This window comes from Acinetobacter sp. YH01006, assembly GCF_013420445.1.
Classification (GTDB): Bacteria; Pseudomonadota; Gammaproteobacteria; order Pseudomonadales; family Moraxellaceae; genus Acinetobacter; species Acinetobacter pseudolwoffii.
The window spans coordinates 1-18,612 of the sequence record NZ_VOYB01000018.1 but is presented as its reverse complement, the minus strand read 5'-3'; the positions used below and the strand labels follow the sequence as shown (position 1 = coordinate 18,612).

Sequence of the window (18,612 nt, the reverse complement as noted above, 5' to 3'; positions counted from 1 at the left end):
ATAACCCCCTCTTTTTTATGATCTTTGCACACAGCCATCTCATTCATTTAAAAGAGATATAAAATTTTAGTCATGCTATGTTGCAATAAAAGTTCTTCAGGCAAGATGTGATAGTGCATACAAATCCGTCATCATGAATCAGTGCAATATTTCCATTCTGAAATAGCTAAGGCTTTTTTCAACGTTCTAAATCTGTTGGGATAATTATCGCTAGGTTGATAAAGAGAAATAAAGTTTATTAAATTGAAAAGTTACAATCCTCTCTTCAGGCTATACATAATGACTAAACTTCCTGCCTGTCTATTGATCTAATATCTATAACTTATAAACACTTAAATCTTTCAGCTTGTTCATATTGATAATGGAAATTAAGTTTCAATTCGGGAGTCATTATCAAGATCAAACCCTCGTTTGACTCAAACTTCGAATACATCTGACTTTATTTTAATACACAGCATGTTGTTAAATTTTAAGGAGTAAGAGCATGGCCTCTTCTAAAAAAGAATCTAAAGCAATGAAAATTGATATCGGAATTTCGCATGATGATCGTGCCAAGATTGTCGATGGTTTATCCCGACTATTGGCAGACAGCTATACCCTGTATTTGATGACCCATAATTTCCACTGGAATGTCACCGGTCCCCAGTTCAATAGCCTGCATAATATGTTTATGACCCAATACACCGAGCAGTGGAATGCGCTGGATGTGATTGCTGAACGTATCCGGGCCTTGGGTTTTGCAGCACCTGGCACCTATAAACAGTTTGTAAAACTGACCTCTATTAAAGAGGTTGAAGGGGTGCCAAAAGCTGAAGAAATGCTGCGCCTACTGGTCGATGCCCATGAGACCGTAGCACGTACCGCCAGAAGTATTTTTGCAGTGATTGAAGACGCCAATGATCAACCAACAGCGGATATTTTGACCCAGCGACTAGATGTACATGAAAAAACTGCCTGGATGCTCAGAAGTAGTCTGGATCAATAAAGCATGATTAATCGCATTTGAGAGCAAGCGGATGAGCGGGATGACACGAGTGTTGCTTAGCCGATTAGAACAATCCCAAAGATATGACCTTTAAAATGAAGCACTAAAAACTTGGAGGATGTATGCAGTCGTGTACATCCTCTTTTCATCACCAGGTTTTAAGAATTGAGGCATTCAGGCATGAAAATAATTCAGCGGCAGTTTTAAATAGGAAATACCATTGGCCTCTGTTTCAGGAAATTGACCGGCACGTATATTGATTTGAATCGCTGGTAAAATCAGTTTTGGCATACCTAATTGGGCATCGCGTTGCTGGCGCATTTCAATAAATTCAGCTTTGGCCATCCCCCTGTGAATATGGATATTATGCTGCTTCTGGGTCTGAATATCGGTTTCACAGACAAAGTGATCACGGCTTTCCGGTAAATAGTCATGGCACAGAAATACCCGGGTATCATCCGGCAATTGATACAGTTTTTGCACCGAATCGAATAGCGTTGCCGCACTGCCTTTGGGAAAATCACAACGTGCAGTGCCATAATCTGGCATAAACAAGGTATCACCGACAAAGACTGCATTCCCGACCACATAACTCAGACAGGCCGGTGTATGCCCCGGTGTCGGAATGTTATAGGCCTGTAGTGAACCAATATTGAATTTTTCATGATCCGCAAACAGATAGTCAAAAGGCTGAGCCAGATTGAACTGTTTCATATCCAGATGATAGATCGCGCCAAAGACTTCCTGCACAATAGAAATATGCTGGCTCATGGCAATCTTGCCGCCCAACTGTGAATGCAGATATTGCGCTGCGGTCAAATGATCTGCATGCACATGGGTTTCCAGAATCCACTCAACCTCAAAGTTCTGCTGTCGTATATAGGCAATAATTCGATCCGCATGTCTGGTCGATGTACTGGCAGAAGCGGCATCATAATCCAGCACGCTATCAATCACCGCACATTTTCCAGTGGCCGGATCACCCACCACATAGCTAAAAGTATGGCTATCTTCATGAAAAAAATCTTGAATTACGGCGCTATGACTCATGATGATGCTCCTGACCATTGACGATGTAGATAAACCCCTGCCAGCATGGCCATAATAAAATAAGTAGCCTGATAGTGGCCTAAACCAATGAGTGTCAGACTGGGTGCCGGACAGATACCGGCAATTCCCCAGCCGATACCAAATAAAAGACTGCCGCTCATCAGTTTAGAATCAATTTTCTGATTAGTCGGTAACTGGATCGGCTCATGAAATACAGTTTTAGCTACCGGATTTCGCGTGGCTTTCTGAAAAGGAATAAAGGCGACCATAATCGCGCCCAGCATCACAAAGGCCAGACTCGGATCCCAGTCGCCAAAAACATCCAGAAAATCCAGAACCTTTTCAGGATTGGCCATACCGGAAATCATCAAGCCAACTGAGAATAAACCACCCCATAAAAATGCCAGCAGATTTTTCATTTTAGCGCACTCCAATCAGGTGACGAATCACATAAACTGTCATAAATCCAGCCCACATAAATACGGCTGTAGCCAAGATTGAACGTCTAGATAAACGGCTGATGCCACAAATCCCATGGCCACTGGTACATCCCGAGCCTAAACGGGTGCCAAAACCGACCAGTAAACCTGCAATGATCATCATCCAGGGACTGGTATTCAGTTCGATTTCAGGTTGTATACATCGTCCATAAGCAAATGGAATGATGATGAGACCCAATAAAAACCACAGAGCTGGCGTCTTGAAAATGCTTTTAGGATTAAGTACCTGTCCAATCAGACCACTAATGCCCGCGATCCGGCCATGAATATACAGATAGCCGACCACTGAAACACCAAGAAGTAAACCACCGAGAAAAGCGCTCAGGAAGTCATGCATCATATTTCACTTTCATCACTATATATTTTGATATTATATTTAATTAAATATTATTCAAGTTCTAGTCTGTTTAACTTATTTGATGGAAGATGATTATAGGCTCAAATCCAATGCATGCTAAGCTCTCTGGTTTCAGCCCTAGTCAGCTGTGACTAATAAAGAAATAATCTGGATCGGATCAATCTAATATTTGAAATATTGTCTAAGTTTCAATTGGATGAACCGTATGGGAATCACTTTCAATCCGGCCATCGACCAGATTAATGGTTCGATCACAGGTGGCGGATAGGCGCGGGTCATGTGTCACCAGCAGAACGGCGCAGTCGCGTTCACGATGCACTTTACGAAACAGCTCAAACATGTCGGCGGCGGTCTGCGTATCCAGATTACCGGTAGGCTCATCGGCCAGAAGTAAGGCTGGCTCTGTAATCAAAGCCCGCGCAATCGCAATCCGCTGTTGCTGCCCACCGGAAAGCTCGTTCGGTTTACGATCAGCAAACTTTTCCAGCCCCACTGCAGCCAGCAAATCCCGTGCCCGTTGTAAGCCTTGCTGTCCGGGTTTGCCTCGCGTCATCATCAAGGGCATTAAAATATTATCCAGTGCAGTAAATGCCTGAATCAGGTGATGGAACTGAAATACAAATCCAATACTATTGCCACGTAACGCAGTCCGGCCACGATCATCCATGGCACTGGTCGGCTGTCCCAGCAAATACAGCTCGCCACTACTCGGCTGATCCAGCAATCCCAGAATATTCAATAGCGTACTTTTTCCGGAGCCAGAAGGCCCAATCAGAGCAGCAAAATCCTGGCGTTCAATACACAGATCAATACCATGCAAGACCTCAATTTCATTGGGCTGACCAATATTATAAGATTTGTGCAGCGCTTCTAAACGTAGGACTTCTTGAGATGGTTCAGACATGACGAATCGCCTCCACCGGATCGAGTGCCGCTGCCCGGCGTGATGGTACTGCAGCGGCCAATACCCCTGTTAATGTCGCCAACAATAAAGCCAGAAGTACCAGCTCGATCGAAATCGGGATATAAAATAATCCGGGGCCAAAATTATTAAATACCCAGACCAGACCATAACTGGCTGCACTGCCAACGACCGAACCCAGCAGACCAAATATGGCCCCCTGAAACAGGAAAATTCTTAAAATTTGTGACTGGGTGGCGCCTGTCGCACGCAAAATACCAATTTCCCGGGTGCGCTGTACCACGCTGACGGACATGACACTGGCAATGCCAAAAGCCACTGAAATGGCAACAAAAACAATAATCATATTGGTAGACAGGCTCTGTGCAGTAATCGCATTCATCAGCTGTGCATTGGTTGAAATCCAGCTTTCGGCCTTTAATGAGGTCAGGCGCCCCACTTGGGCCGCAATTTCATCAGCCTCAAAAATATCGTTAATGGTCAGATCAATGACAGTTACACCACCGGGCAGGCCGAGTAAAGACTGTGCCTGTTTCAAGTCCAGATAAACATAACGCGCATCCAGTTCACGCACGCCCAGTTCAAATATGCCGGCAATATTTACCAAGGCACTGTTTTGCTGACCGGTATCCAGTCGCAATTTGCTACCGACCTGAACCCCCAGATCTTTGGCCAACTGACTGCCGATCAGTACATCGTCTGCGCCAACACGTAACTGACCACTGGTTAAATATTCTTTCAATGGAATGATCTGCTGATAACGCTCCAGATCCATTCCGACCAAGGCCACGGATTCAATCGCATCACCGCGTTGTACAAAGGCCGGCCCGGAGACCACAGGCGACACAGCAGTTAATATCGGCAACTGATCCAGCGTTTCGGTAATCTGCTGCCAATTATTGATGGAACGCAGTCGTTGTGCGCGTTTATCTTCCTGTAACAATTGCACCGTCCCGGCAGGCGGCGGCACAATCCGGTTGACTTCATCGGGTGAGAGCAGACGGATATGTGCCTGTGTACCTAATGTACGTTCGACAATATTGGCCTGTAGCCCCTGAATCAGGGCCGTGATAAACACAATCACCGCCACACCAACGGCGACGCCCACCGTGATCATAATGGACTGCGCGCGACCTTCGCGCAAAAAACTGATCGCGATTTTCCATTCGATCCAAAGCCGCTCGAAAAAATTTTTCAATCGAATTTCACCGGTAATTCATTCTTGCTATCAGTCGCGTCAGTCGAGCTCATCAATGAGCTATCTTGTGGCTTGAGACGGACTCGCGCACCCTCTTCCAGTAACGATTCGGCATTGGCCAGCACCTGATCACCCTCACTCAAACCTGAAGTTACTTCTGACATGGCCAGACCCCGTAAACCTAAAGTCACCGGTTGGCGCTGGATTTTTCTATCACGTACCAACACGACCACTGCCTTATTGCCTTTAATATTGCTAAGCGCATCGTTCGGAATAGCCAGTGCCCGCTCCCGTTTATCTGTCTCGACATTGACCGATACGGTCATGTCCTGACGCAGAAAATCTGGCACCGGGTTGACGGTTAATCTGACCTCTACCGTGCCCCGCTGCGGATCAATACTCGGTGCAATAAAGTTAATGCGGGCCGGAAAAGACTGATCCGGATAAGCATCGCTAATCACGGTGGCATTTTGCCCTAAGGCCAGTTGCGGTAAATTCCGTTCATCGAGTGGCACCCGGATTTCTGTATTGCCCGTTAAGGCAATGGTAAATAAGGTTTGTCCTGGTTGAACCAGATCGCCTGGCTCGACATCCCGTGTCAGTACTGTACCTGCGACCGCAGCCCGAATTCTGGTTTTTGCCAGTTGCGCCTGCGCCACTGCCAGCTGTTCCCGAAGCGATGCTTCTTCAACTTGTCCCGTAGACAATGCCGCTGCTTTTAGACGAACGGTTTCATAATTGTTGCGGGCAACTCTTTCTGCCTCTAAGGCCTGTTCTATTTCTTCAGCCGACAGGATACCCGCTTCGGCATTACGTCTCCGTGCTGCTTCACGACTGGCCTGTTCCAGTTGTGCTTTGGCACTGGCCAGTTCTGCTATCGCCTGTGGTCGTCTGCTGGTGGCCAATTCAGTCAGTGCCAGTTCAGCCTGTCGTACTTGGGCCAGTAATTCATCCGATTTCAGCACCACCAAGAGATCACCAGGTTTCACCTGATCTCCTTCCGTGACCCGCCGCTCAAGTACTACGCCACTAATTTCACTGCCCACCTGAGCACGCGAGACTGTCGCCACGCGTCCGGTGGCCACTACATTTTGTATCAGCGGCATGGTGTTCAAGGTATAGCTTGGTAGAACCGGCCCCTGCCACCAGCGGAACAGAGCAAAACCGACTGCCAGTAACAATAAGATGATGAGCAAAATTTTATAGCGGGCAGCGCGCAACTGAGAATCTCCGGTTGATGCATCGAATATTGAATAAGAAAGATAACGCTTTATTTATTTTCTTCGAGTGTCTAATTTACAACAGGTTCCTGCATAGATTTATAGATATTTTGTTGAGTTTAAATGAAATGTTGGATTCCTGAGCATGTTTAGCCAGCACTTATCGATTTCAGCTAAAGTGATCTATGGCAGCTGCAACATTTGAATGAATGAGCTAAAAGTCCGCTGTATGAAGCGACCGCCATGTCAAAGATCTGGATAGCATCAAAAACAGGCTAAAACATCGTTGATTTAGCCTGTTTAATGAATGATTGATTTAATAATTTTACCCAATAACTGATCACGTTGCGACAGGCTTTCGCCCAAAGGCGCCAACCGGATTTCCTGATTAACTTTCTGCCAGTTTAAATCACGCGGATCTGCCTTCATGGTACCTAGGGATTTTACTTAAAAAAGCCCAGCAAAATAGAAACATTATTCAGCCTATTGAAAGGACACTATAATTTAGTGACGAGTAAAGCTCGGAGTATTTCAGGGTCTTTAACTGGCATCTATGCTTCGTTATGTGCATACCAATTAACCCATCGAAATAAGCCAACCATTCAAATTATAAAGTCATTGGCTTAAACAGGATGAGGGTTAAATTAATCTTTGAAATAAGCAAATACAGTTTCTAGCTATCTGAGAAACTATATTTTTCAATCTTATAACTAACTCTTATTATTCAAAACTTGCCGTTCGCTTGAATTGCAGAATTTCTCGTTCTGCCATATTATATTCACGCTGAACTTGCCCCAACTTATTGCTAGCTTCGTTATATTTTTCACGATAATACTTTCGTGATTCTTCCTTAAGATCAGAGTTATACATATTAGATTTTGCTGTCGCAATTGTATCTTCAATCGATTTTAAATTTTTATTCGCCACATAAAACTTATTCGCCACATTGTAATAAGGTCGTAAGTTATTTTGCATTTCCATTGGGCAACTCTGATATGTTCCTCTACCTTGTAATGCGTAATCAAAAATAGTTTGTGGATTGCAATAATTTTTTAGACCTTTTTTATAACCAGTGGTATAGGCTTCTGTGTCTAAAATAGCGTTGTGTTTCATACATGCTTGAGTACGCTTTTGCATGAATGAACCATTACCGTTATAACCATCATTCTGACCAATTAAACCCCAATTGGCAGATAAACACTCATTTTTAGACATAATTGCACAACCATTCAGCATAACAATACTGCCTAACAGCAACATTTTTAATTTCATGAAGTTCTCAAAATATTGGCTACAGTAAAAATCCCAATATGTATCAATACATATTGGGATTTCTAAGAGATTTTAGACTAATGTGATCGTACGAGTATTGTTTGCGACTTTTTTACCATTCACGAGTAATTCAGTATCAAGTAAGTATTGTCCTTTTGATACACTCGAAGGAAACTTCCAACTGAATGAATTTTCAAAATCGCCAGAACTATAGCCTTGGGCTGTTGAAACCTGAACATCTTTCACCAATTCACGTATCACTTTTCCATTTGCATCTTTTAGAACTAATTTTTCTTGGACACGCTGAAGAGGATCAGCAACACCTTCTACAACAGTCAAATCTGATTTTACTGTAATATTTTGGTTCGCTGCCACAGTTTGATTAGGTAAAATAACAGTAGAATACTGTTGAACCCTTGTTGTTTGAGGCAATTTCCCTTTATTGGCTTTCTTATATGCCGTTTCAACTTCAGCAGCTGATTTTTTCTGAATGGTGTGGGCATTAATCATTAAGCATCCTGCTGCAAAAACCGCACCGCCAATAGCAGCACCTGTTGCAGCATAACTACTATCACCCACAGATGCCCCAATTGCTGCACCAAGTAGTGCGCCTACTGCTGTAGACATTCCCGTATTACATCCCCCATTGGCTGACGTTGCCAATCCCCCTGTACTCGCACAACCTGAAATAACTAAAGCTGAGCTCAACATAGCAACAGATATTGTCTTTTTCATTAAATTTCCCTCTTAAAGTATAAAATGATTATTGAATTACCATATCGTCAAAGGCTGCTGATTCACCTGCTTCAGCCTGACGTAAAATACGTTTTGCTTGACCATTACTCGGAGAAGCAGACAATACTTCTCGAGCCAAAGATTTAGCCAAACCGTAGTTATTTGCATTTAATGCACGCTCTGCACGACTGAGCTGAGAATCAAAACGTGCTTCATTCTGACGACGTGCTGCTTCTGCTGCTAGTTTACGTGCAGCCTCTTCAGCTTTCTGACGTTCTATTTGAGCCTGTTCTGCCTGGCGTTGTGCATCTGCACGCTCACGCTCTGCTTGTGCTAAACGCTGTGCTTGCTCAACTTCTTGATGCATATTTTGCTGTGGAAAATTTTCAACTTCATTTTGTATAGTTTCACTTTCTATAGATGCTTCCAGCTCTTCTTCTTGTTGAAGATTAAATTCTTCAATCATCGATTCGATCTGTGGCAACAGCTCTAGGCCACCTACAAGTTCCGCATCAAGTTCTAATGCAGCAAGCAATGTCTGATGTGCTAACTCCAAGTTTCCAGCTTGCAAATACTCTTTTGCTAAAGTGAGTTTCTCTTTTGCAGAGGTGGTTTGCGCTTCTGCAGATACAACCAACTGCACAAAACTTGCATTAATTTTACATTCTGCCTGGTTGAGTTTGATGATACTCAATGCACGTGTCGGCATTTTTTCACTCAAAAAGCTACTAATTTCTGCATTTACATTTTCACAAGGATCAACCTGTGCCTCTTCGTCTATAGACACTTCTTCTTGTATATTTTCTTTACCACTAAACAAGAAAAAGATCACCATCAAAAGTACGATAAAGGCAATCGCAATATATTTAAAACTCGAGGTTTTTTGCTGTGGTGGATCTAACAGTGTAGGTTGACTGGTTGATGGTAGTTGTGGAGGGGTTACGATTGGAGCCGCAGGCTGTATCGGTTCAAGAGGCTCATCTGGTTCAGCATCTAAGACTGACAGATCACTTTGAAACTTGAGTTGATATTGTTCCAAACTTAAATATTCATTTGGAATATTTGCTAGATGCTTTAAACGTACAAAAATTCCTTCATTTTTTTTAAAGGCGTAACGATCATAAGTTCGCATGTTTTCAAGGGTCGAACCAACAATGATGACACCCACTAGCTCTTTATTGCCCTGCTTTGTGATGTGTTTAACTACAACCGATGAGTTTGATTTTTCTTCGATTTGAGCTTCATTTTGGCTTTGACTTCCAATTGAATCTTGATTTTCGCTCAATGACTCTCTTGGAATGATTGGTATTTCCTTTGACTCTACAGGCGGAGTTTGGAGTTGAACGTCATGCAAAGTACCACAAAAAGGACAATATTTTACCTTGAGCTGTAGCTTCTGCTGACATTCAATACAAACCATCTCTTCGTTCTGCTTAGCCATGTTATTTAACCTATTACTTCTTTTTTGTGTTGAGCGTTGGCAGTATTGCCCTTTTTCAAGGACAATACTGCATGAGCAATTATTGTAAAATTGGCGGGATACTAGGAATTGGTGGCGGCACAGGTATTGCAAGCTCAGGGCATTGGGCAATTGCGATCCAATTAGCTAAACCTTCACGCCATACCATCGTTGCAGAGTTAATCTGTTGCTGCTGCAACATTTCAACTACTTTTGAATGAGGGTATGGTCCAAAGTTTTGCCCATTGATCGCAATATGATATTGATACTGGGGTTGCTGCAAAATTGGGGGTGGCATTGCGCCTGGAGTAGGTGGAGGTGTCATACCAGGCATCGCAAATGTCGCTATTGGTACTACATCTGCCATGCTATTTTTCACAAGAAGTTGTTCATGTATTTGTAGGATACTTGGTGACATATTCATCACCCACTTCAGGCGTCGACCTTTATTTGGTTCGCGAATTTCATCCTGATATGCATCTTCATCTGAATCTTTGAGTACTTCAGCCCATTTTTCCATTTCTTCGCGATATTCAGTTAATTCATATGCACGCTCGATCAATTCTTGAGGAATTTCCTTACGCTCAGCTAATTCGATCAGCTCTTTCTTTAATTCTTTTGCAATAGCACATGCAAAACCGACATGTTCAACTTGCGCACCCGTTTCATTTTGAACAAGACGAGGGGTATAAATCTCTCGTTCATAATGATCAACTAATGCAATTAGCATTGTTAAATTTGCATCACTGAGTGATTTAAATTTCTGCTGCACTTGATCATAAATGTTATCACGGTAAGTCTGAGGTAAACCATTTAAACGGAAACCACGTTCATTGCCTAAGCGACGCACATCGCCACGTGCGACCGCAAATTCATACTGCCCACTTGGAATCAAGCCTGGAACGTCACAACGTTTTAAAACACCCAACATCACTGCTTTTAAGTAGCATTTAAAATCATCAGCCAAGCTGTTTAATTCATCAGGTGTTGGTGCATATGGATGCTTGAATCGTGTTGAGTCAATATGCGTATGTAGTGGTGTTCTTTCACTTTCTTTACGGTAACTAGTACGCCAAGTCTCAATACCCCGTAAAATCGTAAGAGGAATACCTGATAGCTCGACATAGCAGACTGCTCGACCAGGTTCTCCGGTTTCGACAATCGACAATGCTTGAGCATTTAAGCCTAAACCACTTGGAATACATCCCGTCAGTTCATGTTTGTACTTTTTGCTAAATTGATCTGCACCATTCACACCGATAAAACATTTGAAACGGTCTGGTGGTGGGGTGAAATCACCGCCCATTTTGGCATCAACCCAAGGCATGGCACGCTGTAACCACTCAGTAAATACATTCTGACGTTCAACTACACTCATATTTTCAAGTGCTTTATACAATGCATCTTCTTCTTGATCATTTTGTTCAAAAATAACTAGACGACGCTCTGCCATGCGAATAATTTTAAGCAATAATGGTGTTTGCTGATCCGGGTCAACAAGAATTTTAAATAGCTCTTTTGAACCACCAAAATCCTTAAATGCTTCAGCCGCCCATTCACACATTAAACGAGGATCTATTTCACGCTCTTTTACATCGTCAGTTTCAATAATTTGTAAAGTTGCATGCTTGGTACGAATTTGTTGATGAATCACTTCGCGATCGTGATCAAGACGTTTCATCATATCTATGACAGACTCTTGACCACTTTGCAGGTCACCCATCACACCATTCCAAATTGTTTTTCCACTTTCATCCACACCCAAACTGTTACCTAACCAGTTTGAAATATCTTGCATCAGTTCAATGGCTTCTAAAGCTGCTTTTGCACGCAGGTGGAAAGAAAGAATATTTGCGATATCTTTACGCAGGTTATCCAACACTGCACGAGCTTGCTCTTCTTTATTCCCACCACCAAATATAGCTAAAAGCCCTTTACCCTTTGTTTCTTCTAAATCTTTCAGTTGCTTTTCATATTCATAAGTCAATAAGGCATCTTTAATCGCAGTATAACGATTGGCTGAATTTTTGAGCTGTAATGTAATACCTGAGTTAGCATTTTCAATACGGTCTTTAATTTGTTCGACTAGCGAAATCACATATTCGAAACCACCTTGTTCGTGATTATCTAAATATAAATATAAACGGCTTTCAATATCTTTTTTGAGACTTTCAAATAATGCTTTTCGACGTCGCATGACACGGTCTTCAGCTGTATCTGCCATAGCATCTGTATTACGAATGACATCACGCATTAAGCTTTGCATTGTTTTGCGGACTTCATTTGCCCACTGTTCACGATCAATAATACTGATTTCACTAATACGCTGACTAACACGCTGACGTGTTTCTTCTGCGATATCTACTTCGACACCGTTCTGACCTGAGCGTAATAAAATATCTACAATTTCTAAATCCATAAATTCGGTATTTAACTCACGAATTTCTGGATTTTTTAATGTCGCAGCTGAAAACTCAGGAAGGTTATTAAATGGCACCAAATTGAGATTCATATTTTCGGCCATGAATGCATCACGCTTTTTTTCACTCGCCCGGTTAGCAGCAGGATTTGCGCTTGCTACACCAAAGAAGGCTTTAAGCATGTCCGCTGCCAAACTGTACGCATATTCATCATAGCGAGCACGACCAAGTGTGTCCAAAGTCGATTGACCAAATGCTGAATATGCACATGAATAATTCAATTTCATGTCACCAAAACGCCCTGTTGGTACAGGTGGTGCAAACATATGAATTTTATGTTGACGTTGATTTACTGCAACCGAACGTTTACGGTTGGCAAAGTCAGCAGAACGAAAATCCTCGAACAAAGTATCCGCAATCATTGAATACACGTCATTCATATTGTCCGTATGCTGGCGTGCGAGGTTACCGGAATCAATTAAATGAACTTCATCATACGGCTTCGATGCAAGCTGTGGACGATCATAATCATCCCATTTTTCAACATACTTTGAATGCCCAACCATTGCAGATTCAACTTCCATCAACGCTGCATAAGCATTGGCCTCAGTACGTGCTTTATTGGCACTTGAATAACCCGTCGGTAAGAACAACATCAACTCTACATCAGCAGCTTCAACTTCGTTGCTTGCTACCCATTTAGATAACCACCCCATATCCAAAAATGAACCTGATCCTGTACCACCCGCCACAGAACCCAAAACCACGATACGGAATTTACTTGTATCCAGCTGTAGATTTAATTTTCTCAGCATGTCATCGCGTGATAAACCTGCTTTTAATGTATTTAATTTTGAGCGAATTTTGTCACGTGTTTTTGGATATTTATCAAAGAAATATAAACGTGATACAGATCGAATCTGTCCCGCACCTTTTGCAGGATCAATGCCTAATTCACGAATTTTTCTCGGTGTTAACGGTAACCAATTTTGAATATGAGGATAACGACTCAGTGATGCATCATCACGGCTATATTTCTCAATATCAAAAGACTCTACAATTTTTTCATCATCCGTAAACTTGACTAAGTTATATTGCAAATCTTCAGTTTGTGCACGGCCACTATCAATAATTGCACCCTGATCTAAGTCAAAATGCATAAATTGTGCAATTGGAAACTGTGATAAGTTTTCTAAGCGAACATTATCACTGCCCCAACTTGCATTTAGAATACGACGACGTACACGCATCATCACTTCCATACCTGTACCACCGACACCAATATAAAGTGTTGGGCGGAGTTTTACGGTCTGCTCTGCTGCTTTGGCTGCAGTGCCTGTGTTGACATTTTGCGTGTCCGTCATTTTCTTCCCCTATTTTTGCTTATTTTTTAATTACTTAACTCATATTCAGTGCTTAAGCACGGCTTGATGTGAATGCCAGGACAGCACTTAGCAATGCAACAACACCTAATGGCCCCAAAATAAGCAGAGATAAGAATTTCACTGGATTGACTGCTGCCAAGACTGCACCAATGGCAACTGCAGCAAGGAAAATAAATAACCACCAACCTGCCATACTTGCTTTGCTCGGAGAAATACGTTTTTTTACCAAACTATTGCTGAAACCACGTTTTGCAAAAAAGAAAGCGATGAGAAGAACAACGATAATTCCTCCAGCAATCATGAGATCGCGAGAACCAGTTTCTTCTTGAACTGTTGGAATATTCACTGCTTGAACAGTTTGCGCTACTGTAGCTGTTTCAGTTTGAGCTTGTTCATCTGCTGTTGGTAAAACAAAACCGTTATTTGTATTTGACTCTGACATATATCCCCCTGGATGTTTATTAAACTTACTATTTAACGAAGTATTACACTAAATTTTTTATCTATAACTTGAACAGATGCGTCTGAAATACCACGTTTCACAATCGCAATTTCTTCCCCTGAATCACCATAAACACTCATCTTGGAAAATGGTTTTAATTGGATGGTTTGTTTTTTCAAGCCATTAACCCAAACATCGTATTTTTTACGTTTTGAACTCAATGCCAAAGCCAAAATGCCGAATACAAGTGCCAATAAAACCCCTGCAATCATGACTACAACTGGCCATAATGGATATTGCAAACGGAATTGCACAGGAATTGTGGCTGTGGAAGACTGAATACTTTGTGGTGCAACAAAGACATCCGATAAGGGGTCACCAGGAAATAAATTTTGCAAATTCTGTTTAAAATCTTCAGATAAGCTCAGCTTCTGCTCATACAGAGTCACGTCAATATTGGCAGGAATCGTAACTGCCTTACCCATTGCCTTAAACACTTCCCAAGACCATGGAGACACAATTAAATGCGAAGGAATTGGCACTTGAAATTCTAGCTTCGTGTTGTCTTTGGTCATCAAACGAATATCTGATTCAGAAATCTGAATCGGTGCTTGCATACCATTGGCCAATCTCAACTTTGCTTCAACGCGTGTTGCAGCAATGTTGTAAGGATAAAATTTGTTTTTTAGATCTGCTGTTAGCTTCAGTTCAGGAATAACATCTTTAGGTTCTAAATTAAAAACCAAGGTTTTTTGATCAGATGCTAAAGAAGCATGAATCGTAGACGAGTTTTTCACACCTGTTGGAATGAGTTGAACTGGTTCTTTGTCTAAAGGTTTTAACAATGCAGGTTGCTGGGTGAAAACCTTTTCCATTTGACCTGATTGAACCAAATGATTTAATTCAGTTTCAGCCTGATCACCATAAGCCAGGGCATAAACCATTAAGCCAGATGCATTAAAATGTTGTCCTTGCACAGGCATTTTTAATGGATATGCCATAACTTTGTTAATGGCAGGATCTAAATGTACCAGCTCATAGAATTCTTTATTGCGCTCAGCCGTAGCCGCATCATTATTTGGACTATTTTTATTGTTAGTAAAAATCCAAATAATGCCTGACTTTTTCGCAAATGGACCTGTAATCGTGGCAACGACAGCTTCTTTAAAATCGGTATCTGCATAGGCTTTATCAGATTTTTTCGCGATGCTCTGTTGGCTTAATTGCTGACTAATATTTTGTTTACCGGCGCCTTGATAAATCACCGTAGGTGATTTAGACACAGCATTGCTTTGGTTAAACATTGCTACCGCAATAGTGTCACTCGGTTGCGTGACGGTTTGAACCACAGCATTTACAAGTGGTTTTAATTGCGAGTTTTGATCTTGGTAAAAGGGTTCCATCCAACCAGAGTTTTGGACTAAAAATGCATGTTGTCCTGCACAAGTCAAAGATGATATAAGGCTAACTAAAGCCATTAATCCTATTTTCTTCATGCAGCAAGCTCCCAGCCTAAGATTTCAGTTAAGCTAGGGTTATAAAAATACAAAATGTTTTGATGAATAAAGAATCTTGACTGCAACGGCTTTTCAACTTGAACACGATGAAAATCTATGAGCCCATCATGCGTATCTATAAATAGCATAATATCCTGTTTAGACTCATCTGCAAGTTTCTGCTCAATACCTATATTTGTATCTGTATCAAAACTAAAACCTAAAATTAGTTGGTGCTTTTCATCCTCAATAAGTGGAACCGTAAAACGATGTGTTGGTTCAACACCAACTTTTTCTTTCCAAATATCTTTTACGTCAAGTTTGTCACCCAGGTAGAATTTTGAAAAGCCAGTGGTAAAACGAAATAAAGAAGGTTGTACATGTGGTTTTTCTGCATCGAGCTCGATATAACACCAAGGTCCTTTCTCAGCATTCTGACTTGTACAGAATTGGTAGAAATTACCTTTTCTATCATCATAAGGTGCGCCAAAACGAAAATCAGGCTTATATCCTGGTATCCACATCTCGTAAACGACCCTTAGCTCTTGATTATCAAGCCCCTCAAATTTTAAAATCAACTGGCCTGATTTACCAATCCAAATAATACGTCTATTGTCATACACTACTTTTTCAAAATAAATTTCTGATGCTGGATTATTTACTACTACTGATGTCTGCCGAGTAAGTACATCAACAACCTGCAGCTGATTATTGATCAACATTGGTTGTAATATTTTTTTATTCCAATATACAGGCATACCCAAACATGGATTATGTTCAGTCACATACTGCGTCTGATATCTCAACGATAACCCATCAATAATAACTCGTGCCAAACCAGCTTTAGTCGGAATATATAAATGAGGTGTTCCATCTGCACTCATAACACCTAAAAGGTGTAAATATTCTTCTATTGGTTCTGGGCAGCGCTCTAAACGCGGACCTTGATTACTTAAATCTAGCCATTCATTATTATATTGGCTCCAAATTGATAGACTTCCATTTACTTTATTCAATGCTATTAGCTGAGGAATATCTGTACCTGTTTTAATAGACACAAATTCAAAAATTCCTCTTGGCGGCATTTTAATTTTCAGTAGCGCATCATTACTGACATCAGGTTTACGTTCTAATTCTTTGAGTTGGCTACTCAATTGCAAGCCGTGATTATCCACATATTGACGACCATCATCATAATGTAAACTTTGCCCATAAGGTGCAAGCCAATATGAATCTGAATTGATTTTTGCTTTTTCTAGACGCTTACCCGTTTCAGGATCATACAAAAATTCAGAAGGATACATTTTCGCACCCAAACTTGGCAAATTAAGTAATTGCTTAACAAAGTGAGGATTCACATGATCTGCAATTCTTAAATTCGGCGTATTTTTTAAGGTATAACCGACTTTGTCATCTTGAACCCAAGTTCCGGATGCTAAATTCCACACTACTTTATCCTGATTATGAATCAAGACACACCCCATATTTTGAGTTTCTTTTGCAACATTCTAGACAGTTTTTTTTACTTTCAAACTATTTATTTGATTTTTTTTAATAAAATTAGATAGTTAATATAACCTTAACAATGGACAAATATTATTTAACAAAAACTAACAAATTGTTTCATGTTTTATTTGAATTTTCCCATATAACGATTTAGTCAAAATAATCATCATTACATGAATCATGTTTAAGCCAATGACTCCATAATCTGAATTGCTGAATGATTTCGGTGGCTCAATTTATATGCACATAGTGAGATATAGATCTCACATAAAAAACCATTAATATTAGGTAATGCTGATCAGTTAAGGAGTTTAGAAATAGACTCTTTAATTTTTTAGTCATTCAAGGCGGAATATTAATGTTATAAATCAAATTCTTGTAAATTATTTGTTACTTTGGTTTCGCCCAAAGTAACCAAAGGCATTTGTCATCCGCAAAACTCGTCAGCCACCATCGACTAGTAAATTTGTCGCAGAAACAATCATTTTTAAATCTAGTCCTGCCTCAAACAGTTGCGGATGACTTTTCTATCTATCAGATATAATTATGAATTTGAAAAAGAAAATCCGTGTGGTGTCTGCCTGCCTTCATATCCCATACGGCGCAAAGCCATAATAAAAACGGTGTCTGATTTAGGCTTATTCTTATCCGATCTGCTCGGAAATAAATAATCTGAATTGGTTTGGTAGGTCTGCAATTCTTTTAATATCGTCACTGCTTGAGTAGATAAAGGCACAACATGCTCACGCCGTTTCTTCATACGGTGCTCTGGGATATTCCATAGCCCTTGTTCAAGGTCGAACTCCTCCCATTTAGCTCCCCTTAACTCAGTAGGTCGGCAAAATAACATTGCTAAAAGCTGCAATCCCATCCGAACATCTATAGTTGGATAATTATTGATTGCTCTTAGTAGTGCTGGTAACTCCTGCTCAGTCACATGAGCCATATTTTCTTTTTTGCCTTGTTGTAGGTATTTTCGGATGCCTTCCACCAGGTTGTAATCCATTCTCCCAGTTACTTTGGCAAAATCGTATATATCACGACACATAGCACGAACTCGGTTCACCTGTTCATATATATCCTGCTTCTGCTGAATACCTTTTAAATGATTCATCCATTCAATCGGTTTTATGCTGGTGTACAAGCGTTTGCCAAAAACAGAAAATACATGTTTTTCCAATGCACTTTTATTTCTGGTCATCGTGTCCTGCACCCAAGTATTCGCTTTGGTGTCTAACCATTCACGGGCCAGAACTTCAAAGGTGGCATTGTGCTGTTCTAGTTCTTGCCGTTTACGTTCTTGCTTGGTGATGATTGGATTATCGCCGTGTGAAATATCCTTAATGATTTCTCTGGCCTTTTTACGTGCGCCAGCTCCCGACAATTCAGGATACGTACCGATGCCAAGCCGCGACCATTTGCCATTTGCCTTCTTGTATCTGAATAACCACGCTTTTTTACTATCAGGCTTTACACGGGAATATAAGCCTTCGCCGTCCAGCTCCCGATACTCTTTTGATTCAGGTTCCAGATTAGTTAGGGCGTGTCATCAATTAGCTTGAGGAAAACCGCCTTGTCCCCATTATACTTTTATGACTAAACGCTATGCATTAAAAGATGAGCAGTGGGAACAGATTAAAGATCTGTTACCTGGACGAATGGGT

At 41.2% G+C, this 18,612-nt stretch carries 15 protein-coding genes and 2 pseudogenes; 2 read left to right on the top strand and 15 right to left on the bottom strand.

What is annotated here, in order from left to right; all coding sequences use genetic code 11:
- The first annotated feature begins 484 nt into the window (after nucleotides 1-484).
- Nucleotides 485-985 (top strand): Dps family protein, encoded by a 501-nt coding sequence (locus tag FTT73_RS12960; RefSeq protein WP_005096135.1) that lies wholly within the window; start codon nucleotides 485-487, stop codon nucleotides 983-985.
- Between the two features lie 174 nt (nucleotides 986-1,159).
- On the opposite strand, the gene FTT73_RS12955 is transcribed toward FTT73_RS12960, so the two are convergent.
- The 7 genes from FTT73_RS12955 to FTT73_RS16410 all read right to left on the bottom strand — a co-directional run bounded on the left by FTT73_RS12955 (nucleotide 1,160) and on the right by FTT73_RS16410 (nucleotide 6,662).
- Complete coding sequence (locus FTT73_RS12955) at nucleotides 1,160-2,035, bottom strand: MBL fold metallo-hydrolase (protein ID WP_159516390.1); 876 nt, start codon at nucleotides 2,033-2,035, stop codon at nucleotides 1,160-1,162.
- On the bottom strand, nucleotides 2,032-2,454 hold the full coding sequence (locus FTT73_RS12950; protein WP_005096132.1) for a YeeE/YedE family protein: 423 nt from the start codon (nucleotides 2,452-2,454) through the stop codon (nucleotides 2,032-2,034). Before FTT73_RS12950 ends, FTT73_RS12955 begins: the two co-directional genes overlap by 4 nt.
- Before the next feature lies 1 nt (nucleotide 2,455).
- On the bottom strand, nucleotides 2,456-2,872 hold the full coding sequence (locus tag FTT73_RS12945; RefSeq protein ID WP_100357595.1) for a YeeE/YedE family protein: 417 nt from the start codon (nucleotides 2,870-2,872) through the stop codon (nucleotides 2,456-2,458).
- 202 nt (nucleotides 2,873-3,074) lie between these two features.
- Nucleotides 3,075-3,797, bottom strand: coding sequence for an ABC transporter ATP-binding protein (locus FTT73_RS12940; RefSeq protein ID WP_159138448.1), 723 nt, complete (start codon nucleotides 3,795-3,797; stop codon nucleotides 3,075-3,077).
- Complete coding sequence (locus FTT73_RS12935) at nucleotides 3,790-5,013, bottom strand: ABC transporter permease (RefSeq protein ID WP_074383142.1); 1,224 nt, start codon at nucleotides 5,011-5,013, stop codon at nucleotides 3,790-3,792. Before FTT73_RS12935 ends, FTT73_RS12940 begins: the two co-directional genes overlap by 8 nt.
- Entirely contained in the window at nucleotides 5,010-6,233 is a 1,224-nt protein-coding gene (locus tag FTT73_RS12930; RefSeq protein WP_180077116.1) for an efflux RND transporter periplasmic adaptor subunit, read from the bottom strand. The genes FTT73_RS12935 and FTT73_RS12930 overlap by 4 nt, the downstream gene beginning before the upstream one ends.
- 300 nt (nucleotides 6,234-6,533) lie before the next feature.
- Complete coding sequence (locus tag FTT73_RS16410; protein ID WP_005096127.1) at nucleotides 6,534-6,662, bottom strand: hypothetical protein; 129 nt, start codon at nucleotides 6,660-6,662, stop codon at nucleotides 6,534-6,536.
- A 27-nt stretch (nucleotides 6,663-6,689) separates the two neighbouring features.
- Between FTT73_RS16410 and FTT73_RS12925 the strand changes: the two are divergent.
- Nucleotides 6,690-6,860, top strand: a pseudogene (locus tag FTT73_RS12925) (IS982 family transposase); the annotation flags it as partial.
- A 93-nt stretch (nucleotides 6,861-6,953) separates the two neighbouring features.
- On the opposite strand, the gene FTT73_RS12920 reads toward FTT73_RS12925, so the two are convergent.
- The 8 genes and pseudogenes from FTT73_RS12920 to FTT73_RS12885 form a co-directional block, all read right to left on the bottom strand.
- Nucleotides 6,954-7,505, bottom strand: coding sequence for a DUF2799 domain-containing protein (locus FTT73_RS12920; RefSeq protein ID WP_005096126.1), 552 nt, complete (start codon nucleotides 7,503-7,505; stop codon nucleotides 6,954-6,956).
- A gap of 72 nt (nucleotides 7,506-7,577) precedes the next feature.
- Nucleotides 7,578-8,240, bottom strand: coding sequence for a hypothetical protein (locus tag FTT73_RS12915; RefSeq protein ID WP_005096125.1), 663 nt, complete (start codon nucleotides 8,238-8,240; stop codon nucleotides 7,578-7,580).
- 28 nt (nucleotides 8,241-8,268) lie between these two features.
- Nucleotides 8,269-9,681 carry a lipopolysaccharide assembly protein LapB gene (locus FTT73_RS12910; protein ID WP_180191539.1) on the bottom strand — a complete coding sequence of 471 codons (1,413 nt, stop codon included), beginning with the start codon at nucleotides 9,679-9,681 and terminating at the stop codon, nucleotides 8,269-8,271.
- Between the two features lie 79 nt (nucleotides 9,682-9,760).
- Nucleotides 9,761-13,483: a tubulin-like doman-containing protein gene (locus FTT73_RS12905; protein WP_005096121.1), complete on the bottom strand. Its 3,723-nt coding sequence runs from the start codon at nucleotides 13,481-13,483 to the stop codon at nucleotides 9,761-9,763.
- Between the two features lie 52 nt (nucleotides 13,484-13,535).
- Nucleotides 13,536-13,946: a hypothetical protein gene (locus tag FTT73_RS12900; RefSeq protein WP_180077114.1), complete on the bottom strand. Its 411-nt coding sequence runs from the start codon at nucleotides 13,944-13,946 to the stop codon at nucleotides 13,536-13,538.
- Between the two features lie 32 nt (nucleotides 13,947-13,978).
- A complete protein-coding gene (locus FTT73_RS12895; protein WP_005096117.1) occupies nucleotides 13,979-15,442 on the bottom strand; it encodes a hypothetical protein in 1,464 nt (487 codons plus the stop codon).
- Complete coding sequence (locus FTT73_RS12890; protein ID WP_228127733.1) at nucleotides 15,439-16,890, bottom strand: hypothetical protein; 1,452 nt, start codon at nucleotides 16,888-16,890, stop codon at nucleotides 15,439-15,441. The genes FTT73_RS12895 and FTT73_RS12890 overlap by 4 nt, the downstream gene beginning before the upstream one ends.
- Before the next feature lie 620 nt (nucleotides 16,891-17,510).
- Nucleotides 17,511-18,479 (bottom strand): annotated as a pseudogene (locus FTT73_RS12885) (tyrosine-type recombinase/integrase); the annotation flags it as partial.
- Between the last annotated feature and the right edge of the window lie 133 nt (nucleotides 18,480-18,612).